We start from the raw sequence: 18634 nt of genomic DNA, 5'->3' as shown, positions 1-18634 counted from the left end.
TGTTTGTTTTTTATTCAAAACTAACTGAACACCAGTTGGAAGTTTTTTACAATTCTGGATGTCTTTTATACAATTTCATCCAAAGGCTTCCGATTCCAATCTTGTACTTTTCGATAGTCGCTCATCGACATTCCGGTTATCGATTTAAATTGTTTGGCCAAATGGCTACTACTTTTATAGTTCAAATCGTAAGCGATCTCCGAAAATGTTTTCGTCTCCATTTGAATTTCTTCCTTTACCCTCTCAACCTTTAAAAGGATGAAATATTTTTCAATGGTCAGGCCTTCTTTGGCCCTGAACATTTTACTGAGAGACGAATACTCTTTGTTTATTTTTTCTGAAAGGTATTTCGAGAGATTCTGGTACAAATCATCATTCAAGGCATTGAGCAAGTATTTTTTAATGTCAGCAATGTAGCTATCATTCAAATCTTCTATCAATTCAAAACCATTTTTGACCAAAATTTCCCGAATCCCTTCCATTTTTATTAGGGCATTTTCAGCAAACTGAATTTCGCCCAACTCCAGTTGCACCACTTCGATACCAGCCTTGCCAAACTCTTGTTTTAGAATTGCTTTGCATCTATCGCAAACCATATTTTTTACTTTAATGCGCATCTTCGGTACAAATGAATTTTTAATTAATGTTGGTCGTGTTCTTCCATTTGAAAGTCATCGTTCAACACGTAGGTCATACCACAGACTGGACATTTCCCTTCTTCGTCACTACCACTACCTTCGCAGTGCATTGGGCAAACATATTTGGAAGTGTACTCCTTACCTTGTTTATCTGCGGTTTCCATGTTGTCCATATCACGTCCTTCATGGTCCATATTATCCATATCGTGACCTTCATGCTCCGTGGTCGCTTCGGTGGAAGTTTCCTTTACCTCCTCTGTTTTCCCTTTGCACGATACGGTAAGTACCAATACTGAAGCGAATGCGATTCCGATAATAGTTCTAATGTTTGTTCTCATTTTTGATAAATTAAATTTACTTGTTAATTAAATAATTGATGATGGCAGATTGCAGGTAGTACAACTGCACAGATTGTATTTGATTGGACTGGAACTTTAACTGTAACTCCTGAATATCCAACACATCGTTAAAGTCAATAGTTTCCGTTTCATAATTCTTGATCAGGATTTCTTCGGCATCCTTCGCCTGTTTTAAATTCTTTGTTTGGGTTTGATGCGCTATTCTCGCTTGGTTTCGTTGCGAAATGGCATTGGCATAAGCATTTTCCAAGACGTTCAATCGTTCTTCTTTTTGAAGTTCAATCTCCTTTTGACGAAGCTCGTTTTGTTTGGTGGTCGATTTAAATTTATTATTGAAAATAGGCACTGAAAAAGTGACCATCGGCATTACGATATCCTTCCCATTATCGCTAAAAACCATGTCATCCCGTTCCGAGACAGGAATGTAATCCAACCCAATCCCAAAGCTTGGTGCATTCTCTTTTTGGTTGAGCAATTCCGATTGGGTAACCGATTCATACAACCGATCGTATTTCAACAATTCAGGGTTGAGGCTCAAATCTTCCTTGTTCAGGATAGGGTCTTCTTCGGGTATATCCATTTCATTCACCACCTCAACAGAAATACCTTCCTCACGATTCAATAGATTATTGAAAACGGCCTGCTCTGCGATATAGGATTGTTCCAATACTTCTTTCTGTTGCTGCAATTCGTTTTGTCGAATTTGAAGTTTCAACACATCCACAGCCGAAGCCTTTCCCACTTCCACAGAGGTCAGGGCCGACGTTTCGTAAGTTTTGAGCAATTGGATGTTTTCCTGAAGCACCTGTTGTTTAGCCTGAATTCCATATAGTTTGTAATACGATTGCGCTACGGAAAGGGCCAATTTTCGTTTGGCAATCACTATTTCGGCATACTCGGTCTCTGCCATGGAACTTGCATAATTTTCACGAGTTGTGATAGTACCAAACCAAGGCAACATCTGAGATACCGAAAACTTTGCTCGTTGTGCCCCTGTTCTCGTCTCTGGTTCGCTCACAAAATACCCAGCTCCAATTGTAGTGTTGGGCAATGTGTTTACCTCTTTCACTTTTTCCTTGGCAATATTATAGCGTAATTCCAAAGCCTGAATCATGGGACTGTTCAATTCCGCTTCCAGAAGATAGCTTTCCAAGGACTGAGCTTTTAGACCAATTACTGCTAAAGCAAAAACTACATATATGAATATTTTTCTCATCGGTTTTGCATTTTAAGTTGCAATTCACTTTTCCAACTGTACAGTACGGGTACCACAAACAAGGTGATCAAGGCAATCAACATACCCCCAAAACTTGGAATGGCCATGGGAATCATTATATCACTTCCTCTGCCTGTACTGGTAAGTACGGGCAATAGCGCTAAAATTGTAGTCGCTGTAGTCATCAAACAAGGTCTGATTCGTTTTTCTCCTGCTTCCAAAACCGAAGCGCGAATACCTTTCAAGCTATCGGGTCGGTTCTTATCAAAAGTTTGGGTAAGATACGTGGCCATTACCACCCCATCATCCGTAGCAATTCCGAACAAGGCAATAAAACCTACCCAGACCGCCACACTAAGATTAATCGTGTGCATTTGGAAAAGGTCCCGCAGGTTTTCTCCCATAAAACTGAAGTTGAGGAACCAATCCTGCCCATAGAACCATATCATTAAAAATCCGCCGGCAAATGCCACCATAATCCCTGAAAAGACCATCAAGGACGTGGGAACTGACCTAAACTGGAAGTACAGAATCAAAAATATGATCAACAGCGCCAACGGCACTACTACTGATAAGGTTTTCTTTGCCCGCAACTGGTTTTCATACGAGCCCGTAAACTGATAACTGATACCTTTGGGCACTATCAGTTCCCCACTTTCTATCTTTTCCAAAATCTTGGCTTGGGCATTTTCCACGACATCAACTTCGGCATATCCATCTTGCTTATCAAACAGTACATAGCCGACCAAAAAAGTATCCTCACTTTTAATGGCTTGTGGACCTTGCTCGTATCGAATGGTCACTAATTCGCTCAAAGGAACAGGGCTGCCTTTTTGTACAGGAACATAAATGTTCCCGATATCGGTGGGATTTTCCCTAAGTTCTCTTGGGTAACGAACCCGAACACCATAACGTTCCCTTCCTTCCACAGTTTGGGTCAACGTCATCCCACCAAGGGCAACCTCCAAGATTTGCTGTACATCTTCGATAACAAGACCGTATCGAACGAGTTTTTCGCGGTCAATATCGATAAGGAGATAGGGCTTTCCAACGATTCGGTCCGCAAAAACAGCTTCATCTTTAACCCCGGTAGCTTCTTTTAGAATCGGTTCCAGTTGAAGACCGAAGTTTTCAATTTCTTTCAAGTCCTGACCTTTTACTTTGATGCCCATGGGTGCACGCATCCCTGTTTGAAGCATCACCAACCGCGTTTCGATGGGTTGTAATTTGGGAGCCGAAGTAACTCCGGGCAGTTTCACTACTTTCACAATTTCGTTCCAGATATCGTCCGGTTTCTTGATCTCGGTACGCCAGTTTCTAAAGTATTCCCCATCATCATCTGGAATCAAAAGATCTCTATCGATTCGCAATGGTTCGCTCACATGGTTTTCGGCATAATTTTGCTCATTACTTACCTCCACATTTGGATTGGCCAGCACTTTTCCATTGCTCAATTCAAAATAGCCGTCAGCATTGACCTTAAATCGCTGTGGACTTCCCGCTTCATTTTTTTGATATTCCGACCTGTATTGAATAATGTTCTCGTACATGGAAAGTGGTGCAGGATCCAAAGCGGATTCCGTTCTTCCAGCTTTCCCTACTACGGTTTGGATTTCCGGAATAGTAGCAACGGCCATATCCAACTGTTGCAAGACCCGTTTGTTTTCTTCAACTCCAGCATGAGGTAAAGAAGTCGGCATCAAGAGGAAAGAACCTTCATTTAAGGAAGGCATGAACTCTTGACCTGTATTTCGCATAATAAAGAATCCGAAAACAACGATGACGGTCGGAATGGACAGGAACAACAATTTGTTTTCCAAAGCCCATGTCAAAATTCGGCTGTAGTATTGTCTGAAGAAGTAGAATACTCCCAATAACACACCACAAACCAACCCAACAAAGAGCAAGTTGATGCCAATACTGCGATCAAAGCCCAAAGGCCTCCAATATGTGGCCAATAAGAAAACAATCGTTGCAACGCAGATACCCACATTGAGCATTCCTGCTTTCTTTTCATCAATAACCTCTCTCAATTTGAGGATTCCTGTAGCACCAAAAGCAATCAGGGCCAAGCCCAACCAATATCCAAAAGCGATGGCAATTAATCCCAAAGCAATCAAAAGCCCATTCCAAATGTATTTGATGGTTTGATTGGAACTTTTCTTTCTAAAAATGATAGCGGCAAAAGGTGGAATCAAAAACAGGGCTACGATAATGGATGCCGTCAATGCCATGGTTTTGGTAAAGGCCAAGGGCCTGAAGAGTTTTCCTTCGGCGCCGACCATGGTAAAGACAGGAATGAAACTAATGATGGTCGTCAGCACTGCAGTTAAAATAGCACCTGAAACTTCGGAGGTCGCGTTGTACACCACCTCATTTGTAGATAAATTTTTATCGTTTTCATCCATGTGACGGATGATATTTTCGGAGAGGATCACTCCGACATCGACCATGGTTCCTATGGCAATCGCTATACCTGATAGGGCAACAATATTGGCATCTACGCCAAACATTTTCATGGCAATGAAGACCATCAAAACAGCAACAGGAAGCAAACCAGAAATTAAAACAGAGGCCCTTAGATTGAACACCATGACCACAATCACTAAAATGGTAATTAGAATCTCTAGGGTCAAGGCTTCGTTGAGCGTTCCCAACGTTTCTTGGATAAGTTCTGTCCTGTCGTAAAAAGGAACAATGGTGAGTTGCGAAGTGGTTCCATCCTTCAACTCTTTGGAGGGAAGCCCTGCGCTCAATTCCTTAATCTGCTCTTTTACGTTATTGATGACTTCCAATGGATTGGCTCCATAACGGGCCACGACCACACCTCCAACTACTTCAGCACCTTCCTTGTCCAAAATCCCACGACGAACAGCTGGCCCCAAAGAAACTCGGGCCACATCCTGAACGCGAATGGAGGTATAATCCGTTGCTGTAACTACGGCGTTCTTTATGTCGTCCAAAGATTTGATGTAACCCAACCCGCGCACCAAATACTCAGCTTTATTGATCTCCAGGGTCTGTGCCCCAATATCCCGATTACTTTGCTTTACAGCTTTTACAACTTGTTTCAGCCCAACATTGTACTGCTTCATCAGTTCGGGATCTACATCTATTTGGTATTCCTGTACAAATCCTCCAATAGATGCTACCTCGGACACGCCCGCTGCGGATGACAATGCGTATTTTACATAGTAATCCTGCACACTACGAAGCTCTTGCAAATCCCATCCTCCGGTGACATTGCCATCTTTATCGCGACCTTCCAAGGTGTACCAGAAAATCTGGCCCAAAGCAGTGGCATCGGGTCCCAAAGCTGGATTTACACCATCGGGCAATAGGTTGTTTGGAAGTGAATTGAGTTTTTCCAAAATACGGCTTCGGCTCCAGTAGAATTCCACATCTTCCTCAAAAATGATGTAGATGCTAGAAAACCCGAACATAGAAGAACTTCGAATGGTTTTCACCCCTGGAATACCCAATAAGGAAGTGGTCAATGGATAAGTTATTTGATCCTCGATATCTTGAGGAGAGCGACCGGGCCATTTGGTAAAAACGATCTGTTGGTTCTCGCCAATGTCAGGTATGGCATCCACTGCGACCGGATTACTCGGCAAAACACCGCCCGTATCCCAATTAAAAGGTGTGCTTACGATACCCCAAGCCATAAAAACCAGCAGGAGCAACACGGCTACCAATTTGTTCTCTATTAAAAATTTGATGCTTTTGTTCAGCATAAAGCTTTGATTTAAACATTAGATTGACAGGAAAACGCGTATAAACGCAACTGCCCGACCATTCGGGTCGGGAAAATTCAATCAATGCTTAAATCAAATAAGGAAAGTCTGGTCAAGTACCTGCACATCCCGTATCAATGGTGGTGGGTTGTACTCACTGAAAGTGCTTGGTTCTTCGGAATCAATTTCGAAAAGATGAAAATAGGTTTGGACAAAACTTACCAAGAAGACTTGTTGGTCCAAATCAAAGTTCTCGAAAGAGATTTTTAGGTCGTCCTGACCTTGAACAGTGAAAGTTTCATCATCGCAACAGGATTTTTCCATATCCATATCCATTCCGCAATCATCTGCATGCGAAAAAGGGATATATCCATTACACGGCCCATGCAAATATGCTTGTCCACCGTCCACGAAACCGTGGAAGCCAAGACCAAAAGGGCCATTAAAGAGGACACTATTTGATGAAAAAACTGTTTCATTCGATTACAAAACTACAAAATATTAACATTTATTGTTTTGCTTAACAGAACTTTATCTGTTTTCAACATGTAAGCATTATTTAATTTGTCGTACAAATCCATGATTCAATACATTTGCAAAAAAAAACCCTCATGCTAAAATCTTTGGAACCCAAGGTACTTGAAATCGTAAAGGACGGAACCAAATCCGTGGATACCCGTTTGGGCGAAATCTGTGAACTTTTGCGCAGTAATGTGAATCATTACGATTGGGTTGGGTTCTATTTTAAGAATGGTGACAAGGAAGAACTGAAATTGGGACCCTACGCTGGCGCTCCTACCGACCACACCATCATACCTTTTGGAAAGGGCATTTGTGGACAGGTTGCGGTGAGCAACGAGAACTTTGTAGTACCTGATGTGGCCGCACAGGACAACTATATCGCTTGTAGCATTACGGTCAAATCTGAGATCGTAGTCCCCTTGTTTATCAATGGGGAAAATGTGGGCCAAATCGATATCGATTCCAACACACCCGACCCATTTACCGAGGAAGATGAGCGCTTTTTGGAATTCATCAATCAGAAAGTGGCCGAAATCCTGTAAAACTTCTCCCATTTTGTTAATAAACCGTACTGCTTTTTAGGGACAGATCAAGTACTTTTGTACGTTTAAGAAATTGATTTTTAAGATAGAAATGAGTACTGCCAAAAAAGCCTCCGCTGCATTGATTTCCGTTTTCCACAAAGACGGATTGGAACCTATTGTGAAAAAATTGGATGAACTAGGTGTAACCCTTTATTCTACAGGGGGAACCGAAAAATTTATCCGAGACCTTGGTATCGATGTGGTACCTGTTGAAGATGTGACCAGCTACCCATCCATTTTGGGCGGTCGTGTAAAGACATTGCACCCCAAGGTTTTTGGAGGGATTCTGAACAGGCAGGACAATGATAATGATGTGTCCCAAATGAAGGAATTCGACATTCCTCAGTTGGACATTGTCATTGTAGACCTATATCCTTTCGAGAAAACCGTCGCCAGCGGTGCATCCGAACAGGATATTATCGAGAAAATCGATATCGGTGGTATTTCCCTGATCAGGGCTGCCGCCAAAAACTTCAAGGATGTACTTTGTGTATCATCCATGGAGGATTACGTAGACTTTTTAAACGTGATTTCCGAAGGAAATGGATCCACTACCTTGGAAGACCGTAAACGTTTTGCCACCAAGGCCTTCAATATTTCTTCACATTACGATACTGCTATCTTCAATTACTTCAACAAAGAGAAAGAAGAAACCGTATTGAAGATCAGCGAGACCAAAGGTCAAGTGTTGCGCTACGGAGAAAACCCACACCAAAAAGGATTCTTTTTTGGGGATTTTGATGCCATGTTCTCAAAACTTCATGGGAAGGAGCTATCGTACAATAACCTATTGGATGTTGATGCTGCGGTAAACCTAATGGGTGAATTCAAAAATGACGACCCTACCTTTGCCATTCTAAAACACAACAATGCGTGTGGATTGGCTACGCGTAGCACAATACACCAAGCCTATGTGGATGCATTGGCCGGTGACCCTGTTTCCGCTTTTGGCGGTATTCTGATTTCCAATGTTGAAATTGACAGGCCCACGGCAGAGGAAATCCACAAACTGTTCTGTGAAGTGGTAATTGCTCCCAGCTATTCAGATGAAGCTTTGGAAATCTTGAAGGGCAAGAAGAACAGAATCATTTTAATTCAAAACGAGATTGAATTGCCAGAAACTTTGGTCAGAACTTGCTTGAACGGTGTTTTGGTTCAGGATAAGGATTCCAAAACCGATTCCAAAGAAGATTTGACCCCTGTAACCGAAAAGCAAGCTACGCCAGAAGAAATTGAGGATTTGATCTTTGCTTCCAAATTGTGCAAGCACACCAAGAGTAACACCATTGTTTTGGCCAAGAGCAAACAATTGTGTGCCAGCGGAACAGGTCAAACTTCACGTGTTGATGCATTGAACCAAGCCATCCACAAAGCAAAGTCATTCGATTTTGATTTGGACGGTGCCGTTATGGCCAGCGATGCGTTCTTCCCATTCCCTGATTGTGTGGAGATTGCGGATAAAGCTGGCATTAAAAGCGTGATTCAACCAGGAGGTTCCATCAAAGACCAATTGAGCATTGATTATTGCAACGAAAACGGATTGGCCATGGTGATGACAGGTACTAGACATTTTAAACATTAATTTTAGTACTTTAGCCGATAAATTTTACCGTTAATCCGAAATAGACGCTTTTTTTATGGGATTTTTTGATTTCATGACCGAGGAAATTGCCATTGACCTTGGTACTGCAAATACCCTGATCATCCACTTGGACAAAGTGGTTGTCGACAGTCCTTCCATTGTGGCTAGGGACCGCGTATCAGGAAAAATAATCGCGGTGGGCCGCGAAGCCAATATGATGCAGGGGAAAACCCATGAAAACATCAAAACCATACGACCGTTGAAAGACGGTGTAATCGCTGACTTTGATGCGTCAGAGAAGATGATCAGCATGTTCATCAAAAACATTCCGGCGTTAAAGAAAAAGTGGTTCCCACCTGCTTTGCGCATGGTCATTTGTATCCCATCCGGGATTACCGAAGTGGAAATGCGTGCGGTTCGAGAGTCTGCAGAACGCGTAAACGGTAAAGAGGTCTACCTGATCCATGAACCCATGGCCGCTGCGATTGGTATCGGTCTCGATATTATGCAGCCCAAAGGAAACATGATCGTGGATATAGGTGGTGGTACCACGGAAATTGCGGTCATCGCACTAGGAGGTATTGTTTGTGATAAATCCGTTAAAATTGCGGGTGATGTGTTTACCAACGATATCATTTATTACATGCGTACACAACACAACTTGTATGTAGGTGAAAGTACTGCGGAAGCCATCAAAATAGAAATTGGTTCGGCCACAGAGGATTTGAAATCCCCACCCGAAGATAAATCCATCCAAGGTCGTGATCTATTGACGGGAAAACCCAAGCAAGTCCAGGTTTCTTATCGGGAAATAGCCAAAGCTCTTGATAAAAGTATTTTGCGTGTTGAGGATGCGGTTATGGAAACCTTGTCCCAAACACCTCCGGAGCTTGCCGCCGATATTTACAATACAGGTATTTATTTAGCAGGTGGAGGGTCCATGCTCCGTGGACTGGACAGAAGGCTTTCCCAAAAAACCGATTTGCCCGTTTACATTGCCGAAGACCCTTTGAGAGCGGTTGTTCGAGGAACGGGTATTGCACTTAAAAACCTGGAACGCTATAAAAGTATTTTAATAAAATAGCGCTGTAATCCTTGCAGTTCTATTACCTTCAAGGAGTTGAAAAACCTTCTTAACGATACGATTGCATGCAACGCATCATCAATTTTATTTTACGTTATAGAAATGCATTTCTGTATGCGTTTTTTGCGTTTATCGCATTGGTGATGACCATTCGGTCGCATACCTACCATCAATCCAAGTTTTTTAACTCCTCACGATGGGTCACGGGAAGCATTTATGGTGCTGGTTCCGATGTGTCCTCTTATTTCAACCTGCAAGAGGAGAACAATAGATTGGTAGAGGAAAATCAGCAGTTGCGCAAAATGTTGTTCAATGCCCAATATGACAGTGTTGAACCCTTGGACTCCACTTTGGCGGTATATCAGGTTTTGGATGCCAAACTTATCAAGAACAGTTTTACCTCGCCCCGAAACTATGTCCTGATAGACAAAGGCGAAAAAGACGGTGTGGCCCAAGATATGGGCGTAATCACTACAGATGGCATTTTGGGTATCGTGGAAAATGTATCCAACAATTTTGCCACGGTTCAGAGCGTACTCAATACCAAATCGAACATCAATGCCAAAATAAAGGGTACCGAATACTTTGGCTCCTTGATTTGGGACACAAAAGACTATACCGTTGTCCAGTTGGTTGATATCCCCCGACTGGTTCCCTTAGTCGTAGGTGACACCATTGTTACAGGGGGAATGTCCAGTATTTTTCCGGAAAACGTACCCATCGGCACCATCAAAAAGTACGACCTCAATGATGCCCAGAGTTTTTACAATATTGATGTGGAACTGTTTTCTGACATGGCCAACATCAAAAATGTATACTTGATAGAAAATAAAGACAAAGAGGAAATCGAGGAACTAGAATCCAGAACGATAGAATGAACAACACCCTGATCATAAATATTTTGCGTTTTGTGTTGTTGGTCATCACACAAGTTCTCATATTCAACAACCTGAACTTTCTGGGATTCATCAATCCATTCGTGTATGTGGTCTTCTTTTATTGGTATCCCATCAAAGGAAACAGGGCCATTTTTATGCTCACAGCATTTTTGTTGGGAGTGGTCATAGATATTTTCTCGGATACACTCGCCCTTAATGCATTGGCATCCGTAACCATTGCTTACGCACGTCCCGCTATTATGCGCTTTTGTTTTGGTGTAAACTATGATTTCCAAAATTTCAGTTTCAAGAATACCACAAAGGTGCAGCGCATTACCTTTTTGGCTTTACTTATTTTATTCCACCATTTGATATTCTTTTCGTTCGAAATTTTAAGTATCGCCCATATCCTGTTAATTTTGAAAAAAGTTTTTACCACAGGTATTGTAACTTTAATACTTTGTGTATTATTCAGTTCACTTTTTAGTCCAAAAAGCGAATAAAAACGTAGTTTCTACCGTTGGTATATATGTAGCGTCCAAGAATATAGGTTGGTCATGAAAAAATTATTGCTCTCATCCGTTGTTGTACTTATAGGTTTCACCTTCATAGGTAGGTTATCCTATTTGCAATTGTTTCGGTTTTCGCCGGACCAAATACTGGATGATCCTGCCATAAAAAAAGTCTATGATTATCCCGAAAGAGGCTACATCTACGATCGCAACGGCAAGCTATTGGTGGGAAATCAACCGGCATACGATGTGATGGTCATCCCAAGGGAAGTAAAACCTTTGGACACTTTGGAGTTCTGTAACCTCTTGGGAATCGAAAAACCTGAGTTTCTATCCAAAATGGAAAAAGCGAGACGGTATTCCCCCAGATTACCTTCGGTTTTGGTGCCGCAGCTTTCCAAGGAAGACTATGCCAAGCTTCAGGAAAAAATGCGCCATTTTACGGGCTTTTATATCCAGAAACGATCGTTGCGCTACTACAACACCAAAAGTGCCGCCAATGTGCTTGGGTATATCAGTGAGGTCAACGAATGGGACCTTAAAAACAATCCCTACTACGTTGCGGGGGAATTGAAGGGGCGCACAGGCATTGAAAAACAATATGAGGAAATCCTCCGGGGGCAAAAAGGGGTAAAACATATTCAAAAAGACCGTTTCAATAGGGACATTGGACCGTATAAGGATGGAAAATTGGACACCCTTCCACAACAAGGCAAGGAAATCCAGATCACTTTGGACAAAACACTCCAAGAGTACGGAGAAAAATTGATGCACGGCAAACGCGGTGGCATTGTGGCCATTGAGCCAAAAACAGGCGAGATATTGACCATGATCTCGGGGCCCACCTACGACCCCGCTCTTTTGGTAGGTAGACAACGATCCAAAAACTACAGCAAGCTGCATTACGATACTATATCCAAACCCACTTGGGACCGTTCCATTTTGGCCCAGCCTTCCCCAGGATCTCCTTTTAAGACATTAAATGCTTTGATAGGTTTACAAGAAGAAGTTATCAACACTGACACGAAGTTCAGGTGTTATCATGGGTTTTACGTGGGGAACACCCTGAGAGGATGCCATTGCGGTGGTGGTGTCAGGGACTTGAACTCCGGTATCTATCAATCCTGCAATGCTTATTTCGCCGGGGTATTTCGGAAGATTTTTGATAAATATGAGACCACCGACGAAGGCATGGATGTTTGGGAAAAACATATGAAAAGTTTTGGACTCGGTGATTATTTGGGCACTGACCTTCCTACGGGTGCTCCTGGGAGAATTCCAGATGTAGCCTATTACGACAAATGGTACGGAGATGGCAGATGGGCGGCATCCACCATCATTTCCAATTCCATAGGGCAGGGAGAAATTGCAGCCACGCCATTACAATTGGCCAATATGACAGCTGCCATTGCCAATCGTGGATATTTTTACACACCCCATGTGATTAAAAGTATAGGAAATAACGGGAAAATAGACCCGAAATACACGGAACCCCGTTATACCACCATTGACAGAAAACATTTTGACCCCGTAATCCAAGGTATGGCCAATGTGTATAATCACGGTACGGCCAGATGGGTTAAAATCCCAGGGATTGATATTGCAGGTAAAACGGGTACAGTAGAAAATTATATACGTATTGATGGAGAACGGATGCAGCTAACGGACCACTCTGTTTTTGTGGCCTTTGCCCCTGTTGAAAATCCTCAAATAGCCTTGGCAGTATATATTGAAAATGGCTACTACGGATCACGTTATGCTGGGCATATTGCTTCACTCTTGATAGAAAAATATATCAAAGGGGAGATTACACGAAAAGATTTGGAAAAACGAATGCTAGAGAAAACCTTGGAGCACGAATATGCCAAACCGTATAGTGATGAACCTTTCGAAATAAACGAATATGACTGGTAAAGGGCCTTTTGGAAGGTTGGATTGGATCAGTGTCATCCTCTATGCACTTTTGGTATTTATCGGATGGCTCAATATTTACTCCACCTCCGTAGGCGAGACCAGCACTTCCATTTTTGATTTTTCAACTTTGTATGGCAAACAGCTCTTTTTCATAGGCCTTGCTGCATTGGGCATCATCTTTGTACTGTTTGTGGAATCGCACTTTTTTGAACGCTTTGCCTCCATATTTTATATTGTTTCCATTGTTTTGCTCTTGGGTCTGTTTGTCTTTGGAAAAACGATAGCAGGCGCAACGTCATGGTACGACCTTGGATTCTTCAATCTTCAACCATCTGAGTTGGCCAAAGTGGGTACCTCCTTGGCACTTGCCAAGTTCTTGAGCGATATCCAAACCGATATACGAACGGGAAAACATCAATTATACGCCGTGGCCATTATCCTATTGCCGGCTTTATTGATTTTGCCCCAACCTGACCCCGGGAGTTCGCTCATTTATTTTTCACTTTTTTTTGTACTGTTCAGAGAGGGGTTTCCCATTTATTACTTAGGCATCCTCATTTTTGCCGTAGTGTTATTTGCCACAACATTAATGTTCGGCACGGTTTGGGTCGCCATTGGATTGATCATACTGACTTTACTGATCTACACCTTCAAAAAAGCTTCAGTAAAAATCCCGATAGCCCCCGTTTTGGGAGTAATCGCTGTTTCCATACTCTTTTCCCTATCTGTGAACTTTGTTTTTGAGAACGTTTTTGAACAACGGCATAGGGATCGCTTTGCCCTATGGTTGAGTTTGGAAAAGGATGAGGAAAAGCTGGATGAAATCCGAAAGACCATTGGTTACAATACCTATCAATCGGAAAAAGCCATTGAATCGGGTGGGTTTGCAGGAAAAGGATTTATGGAGGGCACACGGACCAAAGGGGATTTTGTCCCCGAACAGCACACGGATTATATTTTTAGTTCTGTGGGCGAAGAGTGGGGCTTTTTGGGCACTTCTGCAGTGATTCTATTATTCTCCCTGTTCTTCTTACGGTTGATTTACATCGCGGAACGACAAAAAAGCGATTTTAGCCGAATGTATGGGTATGGCGTAATTTCGATCTTGGTATTCCATTACTTTATCAATATCGGGATGGTAATTGGGCTATTGCCCACCATCGGGGTCCCTTTGCCCTTCTTCAGTTACGGTGGTTCCGGATTGATTTTCTTCACGATGCTGTTGTTCATCTTCCTGAAACTGGACTCCAACCGCTTGAAGGACGGTATTTAGAATTTCCATCCACTGGCATCTACTTTAGATTCTATTTCCAATTGCCAGGCTTCAGGTTGTTTCTCAAAAAAATCAATGCCCGTTTTCGTCTCGATCTCATCAATGGAGACCACAAAATGTTCCAGCTCCTCCCGAGTTTCTTCAGCAGGCATCAAAAATGAGATGACCTTGGCATCATCGCCCTTCCCCCTCATCACTATTTTGTAAAAAAATCGGGGTACGTCCACATCTTCATCGCCAATCTCAATCAAGTTATTTTCCAGTACACCTCCTGTTACCACCATTATATCACCATATTTTTTGCACCAAAACCGCACTTTCTGCTCCAAACGGTTCCAAATACCGGCATTGAAGTCCTTGTCCTGCGGACTGATGTTGCTGGTGTAAAAAGTCTCATTGTAAGCCTGTTCCGAAAACCGTCTATCGCCGGCGGGGAGCAAGTGCCCCCTATCGTATCCCGAACCTCTGTAATTACGCCAATCCGCGGATTTTGTCCGTACCTGTGGATCTTCGATAAAATAGGGACGTTTCCTGTCATCATAAGTTAGATGCTCTTTTTTTAGGGTGTATGCTACCCACTCCGCCTGTTCATGGGCTTCACTGTAAGAAAGTATGTAATAGTTGTGCCTTACGATTTCCCCAGTTGTGGAGCTTGGTAAAAAGTTGGATTCATTCAGGTCAATATCCGGCTCTTTGGTATTGGAATATGTGGCAGGGGTATAAAAATTATCGAACACCCAAAACCCTATAATGCATAGCGCCATGAGCAAGGCATAAATGGTCCTATTCTTCATTTGATCCCACACTTGTTGGAAATTCATCGGCCAAAGTTGCATAAAAAAAGCCAACTCTTTCAAGTTGGCTTTTTAAATATATTATCGATATGACTATCCTTTTACGCTAGCCAATTCGTTCTCTTTTTTCTTGATATTGTTCTTGTGAAGGTCTTTGAGTACGTTCACGGCTTCTTCCACATAAATGTCACGCGCCAAATCTTTGTGCCATCTGTCTCTTTTTTCCCTGAGCACAGAATCCTGAGTGAACAACTCCTGTTCGTATTGCAAGGAACTGAAAGTAAGTCTGGAATCGTAATCCCTTAGGCTTTTGAATTTTTCAGAGCGTTTTTTGGCTTCTTTTTCCTTGCTTACGTAAGCATCGTAATTCAAGGAAATCAAGTTTTCATCTTGCTGTTCCTTTAGCCACTTGGCATTTTCTTCAATAAGCCTTATTTGCTCATTTTTTGCCATGCGTTCCTTACTGCTTTTCACAGCTTCATCAAAATCGATGTACCCATCCCAAACTTTATAGTCGGCAGGTGTGATTTTATCCCAACCCAATGGGTTTTGTTGATCGCGTTCGCCCAAATCGATATAGCTGTACCTGTCTGGAACCACGATATCACTTTTTACACCTTCCAACTGAGTGGAACCTCCATTGATCCTGTAGAATTTTTGGGTGGTCAATTTAATGGCCCCCAAATCCCCATGGTCGTTGCCACGAACAATGTTGTCCAAAGGAATCACGTTTTGAACGGTTCCTTTTCCGAAAGTTTGTTTGCTACCGATAATTACGGCTCGCTTATAATCCTGCATGGCCGCGGCCAATATTTCAGATGCGGATGCGGATAGTTCGTTTACCAAGATAACCAATGGTCCATCCCATTGAATGCGCTCGTCCTTGTCCTCATGAACTTCCTTGCGCTGACCAGAGGAACGCACTTGGACGATGGGACCATCTTTGATGAACAATCCCGCCATTTCCACAACGGTTTTCAATGATCCTCCCCCATTATCACGCAAATCCAATATGATACCCTCTGCTCCAGCTTCTTTGAGGCGTTCCAATTCCTTGGCAACGTCCGTGGCAGCATTTCTTTCGGCATAATCTTCAAAATCCACATAGAATTTTGGAAGGTTGATAAGTCCGTATTTTTGATCGCCAGCATTAATTGTGGCAGATTTTGCGTAGGATTCTTCCAATTCCACTACATCTCTGGTAATGGAAACTGTTTCGATGGTGCCATCAACCTTTCTCACTGTTAGTTCCACAACGGTTCCTTCGGGGCCTTTGATCAATTTAATGGCGTCTTCCAATCGCATTCCCACAATATTGATGGGTTCTTCTCCTTCTTGCCCCACTTTGAGGATTTGATCTCCAACCTCAAGGCTTTGGTCTCTCCAAACGGGACCTCCGGAAATAATCTCAACGATTTTGGCTCCTTCGGGCTTCTTCTGCAGTCTAGCTCCGATTCCTTCAAACTTACCTGACATGCCTATGTCGAATTTTTCCTTTTCCTCTGGAGCAAAATAGAACGTATGTGGGTCAAATTCTTCCACAATGGTGTTCAAGTACTGAACAAACCAATCTTCACGTTCCAAATCATCCACAAAATCAAAGAATTCATCCAAAGTGTTCTTTGTGACTTCTCTGGCTTCTTCTTCTGTAAGTGCTTTATCTATGCTGCTTGGAATTTCGTTATAGGAAACGTTCACAAGGGCATCATCGTCTTGGGGAGATCCTCCCGACTCCACTATCGATGCACGCCACTTGTTTTCTATCTTATTCTCAAAACCAGCCAACGTATTGTATTTCAATTGTTTCCTCCAACGTTCTTTAAGCTCCTTTTTGTTGGCAGCAAACTCTTGATCGTCATAATCGATTTCAATGGTTTCATCAATGGTGTAATCAAATGGAGTGGAGAGGACTTCCTTGTAGATTTCCTTGGCCTCTTCCATACGTACCATCAAACGTTGATATACAATGTTGAAAAATTCAATATCAGTGTTTCTGATCTCATCATCGATCATAAACCTGTATTTTTCAAATTCCCTGATATCACTTTCCAGGAAGTATCTTTTGGTAGGGTCGATGACTTCGATGAAATCATCAAAAACATTGGAACTGAAGCTATCATTAACTTCTTTGGGCTCGTAATGCCCTCTTTCCAATACGTAGGAAATCAATTCCAATAAAAATTTATCCTTGTTGTCGTTATCAAAAGACTTATTGGTAAAACTGCAGGAGGCTACTGCAACAAGAATAACCAAAAGTGCCAAAATAAAGTTCTTTTTCATAATGTGATTTTTCTGGAGCGAAATAATCTGACCTCATACTGTCAAATCTTCATTACGTCATCCGTCGTTTCTAATTGTATGAATTCCCTAATATACAGAAAAAACCGTGCCAGTCCTTTCCGCTGCATTTAATTTTTTGTTAAACGGCAAAAGCTTCATATCCTTATGAAAAACGTATTTTTATGGCTTAAATTATCCAATATGGGAAAACCTCTTATTTTGGTAACCAATGATGATGGAATCACGGCTCCTGGACTCAGGGCTCTGATACGAACCATGAAAGAGCTTGGAGATGTGGTCGTAGTGGCTCCTGACAGTCCGCAAAGTGGGATGGGGCATGCCATTACGGTGGATAGCACCCTGTTTTCCAAAAAGGTGGTCGTGGACCATAAAGAGGGTGCTCCCAGCGAGTACAGTTGCAGCGGCACCCCTGCAGATTGTGTGAAATTGGCCCTTCGGGTCATTTTGGACCGCAAGCCCGATATTTGTGTGAGCGGCATCAACCATGGGTCCAATTCATCCATCAACGTGATTTATTCGGGAACCATGAGCGCTGCCATCGAGGCGGGCATCGAAGGCATTCCAGCTATTGGCTTCTCTTTGTGCGATTACTCATGGGACGCCAATTTTGAACCTGCTTTGGGAGCCATCAAAAGTATTGTCTCCGAAGCATTGGCCAACGGAATTCCCAAGGGAACTGTTTTAAATGTGAACATTCCAAAAACGGAAACTGCACCAAAGGGTATAAAAATATGCCGGCAGGCACGCGGTAATTGGAAAGAGGAATTTGATAAACGCACAAGTCCCTCAGGAAAAAATTATTATTGGTTAACGGGAGAATTCGAACTTTTGGACAAAGGCGAGGACACCGACGAATGGGCTTTGGCAAAGGGCTATATTTCGGTAGTGCCCACTCAATTCGACCTTACGGCGCATCATGCTATACCACAAATCAACAACTGGAACTTAAATGAACAATAAGAAAGAAATCATCATAGGCTTTATCGTGGGACTCATTGCAAATACCTTTGGGACTTTGCTCTATATTCTGCTATTTTCCGATCTGGGCATTGTGGAAACCTTTAATGCCGCCATTGAGCAAGGACATATTGGCAGCTTGTTGGCATTGGGTGCTATATTGAACTTAGTGGCGTTTTTCGGGTTTTTACGAATCAAAAGAGATCAACGGTCCAAGGGTGTTATGCTGGCAACCTTGGTGACCGCTTTGGTTATACTGCTATACAAAGTAATGTCATAGTAC

The 18634-nt window shown here is 42.5% G+C and carries 17 protein-coding genes; 9 read left to right on the top strand and 8 right to left on the bottom strand.

Annotation, left to right across the window (positions count from 1 at the left end; all coding sequences use genetic code 11):
* Positions 1-65 precede the first annotated feature (65 nt).
* From EO132_RS12800 to EO132_RS19590, 6 genes are all read right to left on the bottom strand, one after another.
* On the bottom strand, positions 66-617 hold the full coding sequence (locus tag EO132_RS12800; RefSeq protein ID WP_127138240.1) for a helix-turn-helix domain-containing protein: 552 nt from the start codon (positions 615-617) through the stop codon (positions 66-68).
* A 23-nt stretch (positions 618-640) separates the two neighbouring features.
* Positions 641-976, bottom strand: a complete 336-nt coding sequence (locus tag EO132_RS12795; protein ID WP_127138239.1) for a heavy metal-binding domain-containing protein — start codon at positions 974-976, stop codon at positions 641-643.
* 16 nt (positions 977-992) lie between these two features.
* On the bottom strand, positions 993-2213 hold the full coding sequence (locus tag EO132_RS12790; protein WP_127138238.1) for a TolC family protein: 1221 nt from the start codon (positions 2211-2213) through the stop codon (positions 993-995).
* Positions 2210-5950, bottom strand: a complete 3741-nt coding sequence (locus tag EO132_RS12785; RefSeq protein WP_127138237.1) for an efflux RND transporter permease subunit — start codon at positions 5948-5950, stop codon at positions 2210-2212. The genes EO132_RS12790 and EO132_RS12785 overlap by 4 nt, the downstream gene beginning before the upstream one ends.
* Positions 5951-6043: 93 nt before the next feature.
* Complete coding sequence (locus EO132_RS19775; protein ID WP_417935893.1) at positions 6044-6274, bottom strand: HYC_CC_PP family protein; 231 nt, start codon at positions 6272-6274, stop codon at positions 6044-6046.
* Positions 6217-6429, bottom strand: a complete 213-nt coding sequence (locus EO132_RS19590; protein WP_235856455.1) for an HYC_CC_PP family protein — start codon at positions 6427-6429, stop codon at positions 6217-6219. The genes EO132_RS19775 and EO132_RS19590 overlap by 58 nt, the downstream gene beginning before the upstream one ends.
* A gap of 132 nt (positions 6430-6561) precedes the next feature.
* Here EO132_RS19590 and EO132_RS12775 point away from each other — a divergent pair, with 132 nt between their 5' ends.
* From EO132_RS12775 to rodA, 7 genes are all read left to right on the top strand, one after another.
* Positions 6562-7014 carry a GAF domain-containing protein gene (locus tag EO132_RS12775; protein WP_127138236.1) on the top strand — a complete coding sequence of 151 codons (453 nt, stop codon included), beginning with the start codon at positions 6562-6564 and terminating at the stop codon, positions 7012-7014.
* Positions 7015-7105: 91 nt separating this feature from the next.
* The gene (purH, locus tag EO132_RS12770) at positions 7106-8638 is read left to right on the top strand and encodes a bifunctional phosphoribosylaminoimidazolecarboxamide formyltransferase/IMP cyclohydrolase (RefSeq protein ID WP_127138235.1); all 1533 of its coding nucleotides are present in this window, start codon (positions 7106-7108) and stop codon (positions 8636-8638) included.
* A gap of 55 nt (positions 8639-8693) precedes the next feature.
* Positions 8694-9722 carry a rod shape-determining protein gene (locus EO132_RS12765; RefSeq protein WP_127138234.1) on the top strand — a complete coding sequence of 343 codons (1029 nt, stop codon included), beginning with the start codon at positions 8694-8696 and terminating at the stop codon, positions 9720-9722.
* Between the two features lie 65 nt (positions 9723-9787).
* Complete coding sequence (mreC, locus tag EO132_RS12760) at positions 9788-10600, top strand: rod shape-determining protein MreC (RefSeq protein ID WP_127138233.1); 813 nt, start codon at positions 9788-9790, stop codon at positions 10598-10600.
* Positions 10597-11103 (top strand): rod shape-determining protein MreD, encoded by a 507-nt coding sequence (locus tag EO132_RS12755; protein ID WP_127138232.1) that lies wholly within the window; start codon positions 10597-10599, stop codon positions 11101-11103. The genes mreC and EO132_RS12755 overlap by 4 nt, the downstream gene beginning before the upstream one ends.
* A gap of 54 nt (positions 11104-11157) precedes the next feature.
* Positions 11158-13026: a peptidoglycan D,D-transpeptidase FtsI family protein gene (locus EO132_RS12750; protein ID WP_127138231.1), complete on the top strand. Its 1869-nt coding sequence runs from the start codon at positions 11158-11160 to the stop codon at positions 13024-13026.
* Positions 13016-14299, top strand: a complete 1284-nt coding sequence (rodA, locus tag EO132_RS12745) for a rod shape-determining protein RodA (protein WP_127138230.1) — start codon at positions 13016-13018, stop codon at positions 14297-14299. Before EO132_RS12750 ends, rodA begins: the two co-directional genes overlap by 11 nt.
* Here rodA and EO132_RS12740 read toward each other — a convergent pair.
* Together EO132_RS12740 and EO132_RS12735 are read right to left on the bottom strand one after the other, a co-directional pair.
* Positions 14296-15093 carry a DNA/RNA non-specific endonuclease gene (locus EO132_RS12740; RefSeq protein ID WP_127138229.1) on the bottom strand — a complete coding sequence of 266 codons (798 nt, stop codon included), beginning with the start codon at positions 15091-15093 and terminating at the stop codon, positions 14296-14298. The genes rodA and EO132_RS12740 overlap by 4 nt on opposite strands.
* 93 nt (positions 15094-15186) lie before the next feature.
* A complete protein-coding gene (locus EO132_RS12735) occupies positions 15187-17373 on the bottom strand; it encodes a carboxy terminal-processing peptidase (RefSeq protein WP_127138228.1) in 2187 nt (728 codons plus the stop codon).
* 201 nt (positions 17374-17574) lie between these two features.
* Between EO132_RS12735 and surE the strand changes: the two genes are divergently transcribed.
* Positions 17575-18354 carry a 5'/3'-nucleotidase SurE gene (gene surE, locus EO132_RS12730; RefSeq protein ID WP_127138227.1) on the top strand — a complete coding sequence of 260 codons (780 nt, stop codon included), beginning with the start codon at positions 17575-17577 and terminating at the stop codon, positions 18352-18354.
* On the top strand, positions 18344-18631 hold the full coding sequence (locus EO132_RS12725; protein WP_127138226.1) for a hypothetical protein: 288 nt from the start codon (positions 18344-18346) through the stop codon (positions 18629-18631). Before surE ends, EO132_RS12725 begins: the two co-directional genes overlap by 11 nt.
* Positions 18632-18634 lie beyond the last annotated feature (3 nt).

Source organism: Flagellimonas oceanensis, from assembly GCF_003992595.1.
Taxonomy (GTDB): domain Bacteria; phylum Bacteroidota; class Bacteroidia; order Flavobacteriales; family Flavobacteriaceae; genus Flagellimonas; species Flagellimonas oceanensis.
Note: the sequence above shows the minus strand (reverse complement) of the source record. Positions and strands in the feature narration are given on the sequence as shown.

Bases quoted from the DNA above. Each gene is read 5' to 3' on its own strand.
- EO132_RS12800 (WP_127138240.1), bottom strand. From the start codon at position 617: ATGCGCATTAAAGTAAAAAATATGGTTTGCGATAGATGCAAAGCAATT.
- EO132_RS12795 (WP_127138239.1), bottom strand. From the start codon at position 976: ATGAGAACAAACATTAGAACTATTATCGGAATCGCATTCGCTTCAGTA.
- EO132_RS12790 (WP_127138238.1), bottom strand. From the start codon at position 2,213: ATGAGAAAAATATTCATATATGTAGTTTTTGCTTTAGCAGTAATTGGT.
- EO132_RS12785 (WP_127138237.1), bottom strand. From the start codon at position 5,950: ATGCTGAACAAAAGCATCAAATTTTTAATAGAGAACAAATTGGTAGCC.
- EO132_RS19775 (WP_417935893.1), bottom strand. From the start codon at position 6,274: ATGGAAAAATCCTGTTGCGATGATGAAACTTTCACTGTTCAAGGTCAG.
- EO132_RS19590 (WP_235856455.1), bottom strand. From the start codon at position 6,429: ATGAAACAGTTTTTTCATCAAATAGTGTCCTCTTTAATGGCCCTTTTG.
- EO132_RS12775 (WP_127138236.1), top strand. From the start codon at position 6,562: ATGCTAAAATCTTTGGAACCCAAGGTACTTGAAATCGTAAAGGACGGA.
- purH (WP_127138235.1), top strand. From the start codon at position 7,106: ATGAGTACTGCCAAAAAAGCCTCCGCTGCATTGATTTCCGTTTTCCAC.
- EO132_RS12765 (WP_127138234.1), top strand. From the start codon at position 8,694: ATGGGATTTTTTGATTTCATGACCGAGGAAATTGCCATTGACCTTGGT.
- mreC (WP_127138233.1), top strand. From the start codon at position 9,788: ATGCAACGCATCATCAATTTTATTTTACGTTATAGAAATGCATTTCTG.
- EO132_RS12755 (WP_127138232.1), top strand. From the start codon at position 10,597: ATGAACAACACCCTGATCATAAATATTTTGCGTTTTGTGTTGTTGGTC.
- EO132_RS12750 (WP_127138231.1), top strand. From the start codon at position 11,158: ATGAAAAAATTATTGCTCTCATCCGTTGTTGTACTTATAGGTTTCACC.
- rodA (WP_127138230.1), top strand. From the start codon at position 13,016: ATGACTGGTAAAGGGCCTTTTGGAAGGTTGGATTGGATCAGTGTCATC.
- EO132_RS12740 (WP_127138229.1), bottom strand. From the start codon at position 15,093: ATGAAGAATAGGACCATTTATGCCTTGCTCATGGCGCTATGCATTATA.
- EO132_RS12735 (WP_127138228.1), bottom strand. From the start codon at position 17,373: ATGAAAAAGAACTTTATTTTGGCACTTTTGGTTATTCTTGTTGCAGTA.
- surE (WP_127138227.1), top strand. From the start codon at position 17,575: ATGGGAAAACCTCTTATTTTGGTAACCAATGATGATGGAATCACGGCT.
- EO132_RS12725 (WP_127138226.1), top strand. From the start codon at position 18,344: ATGAACAATAAGAAAGAAATCATCATAGGCTTTATCGTGGGACTCATT.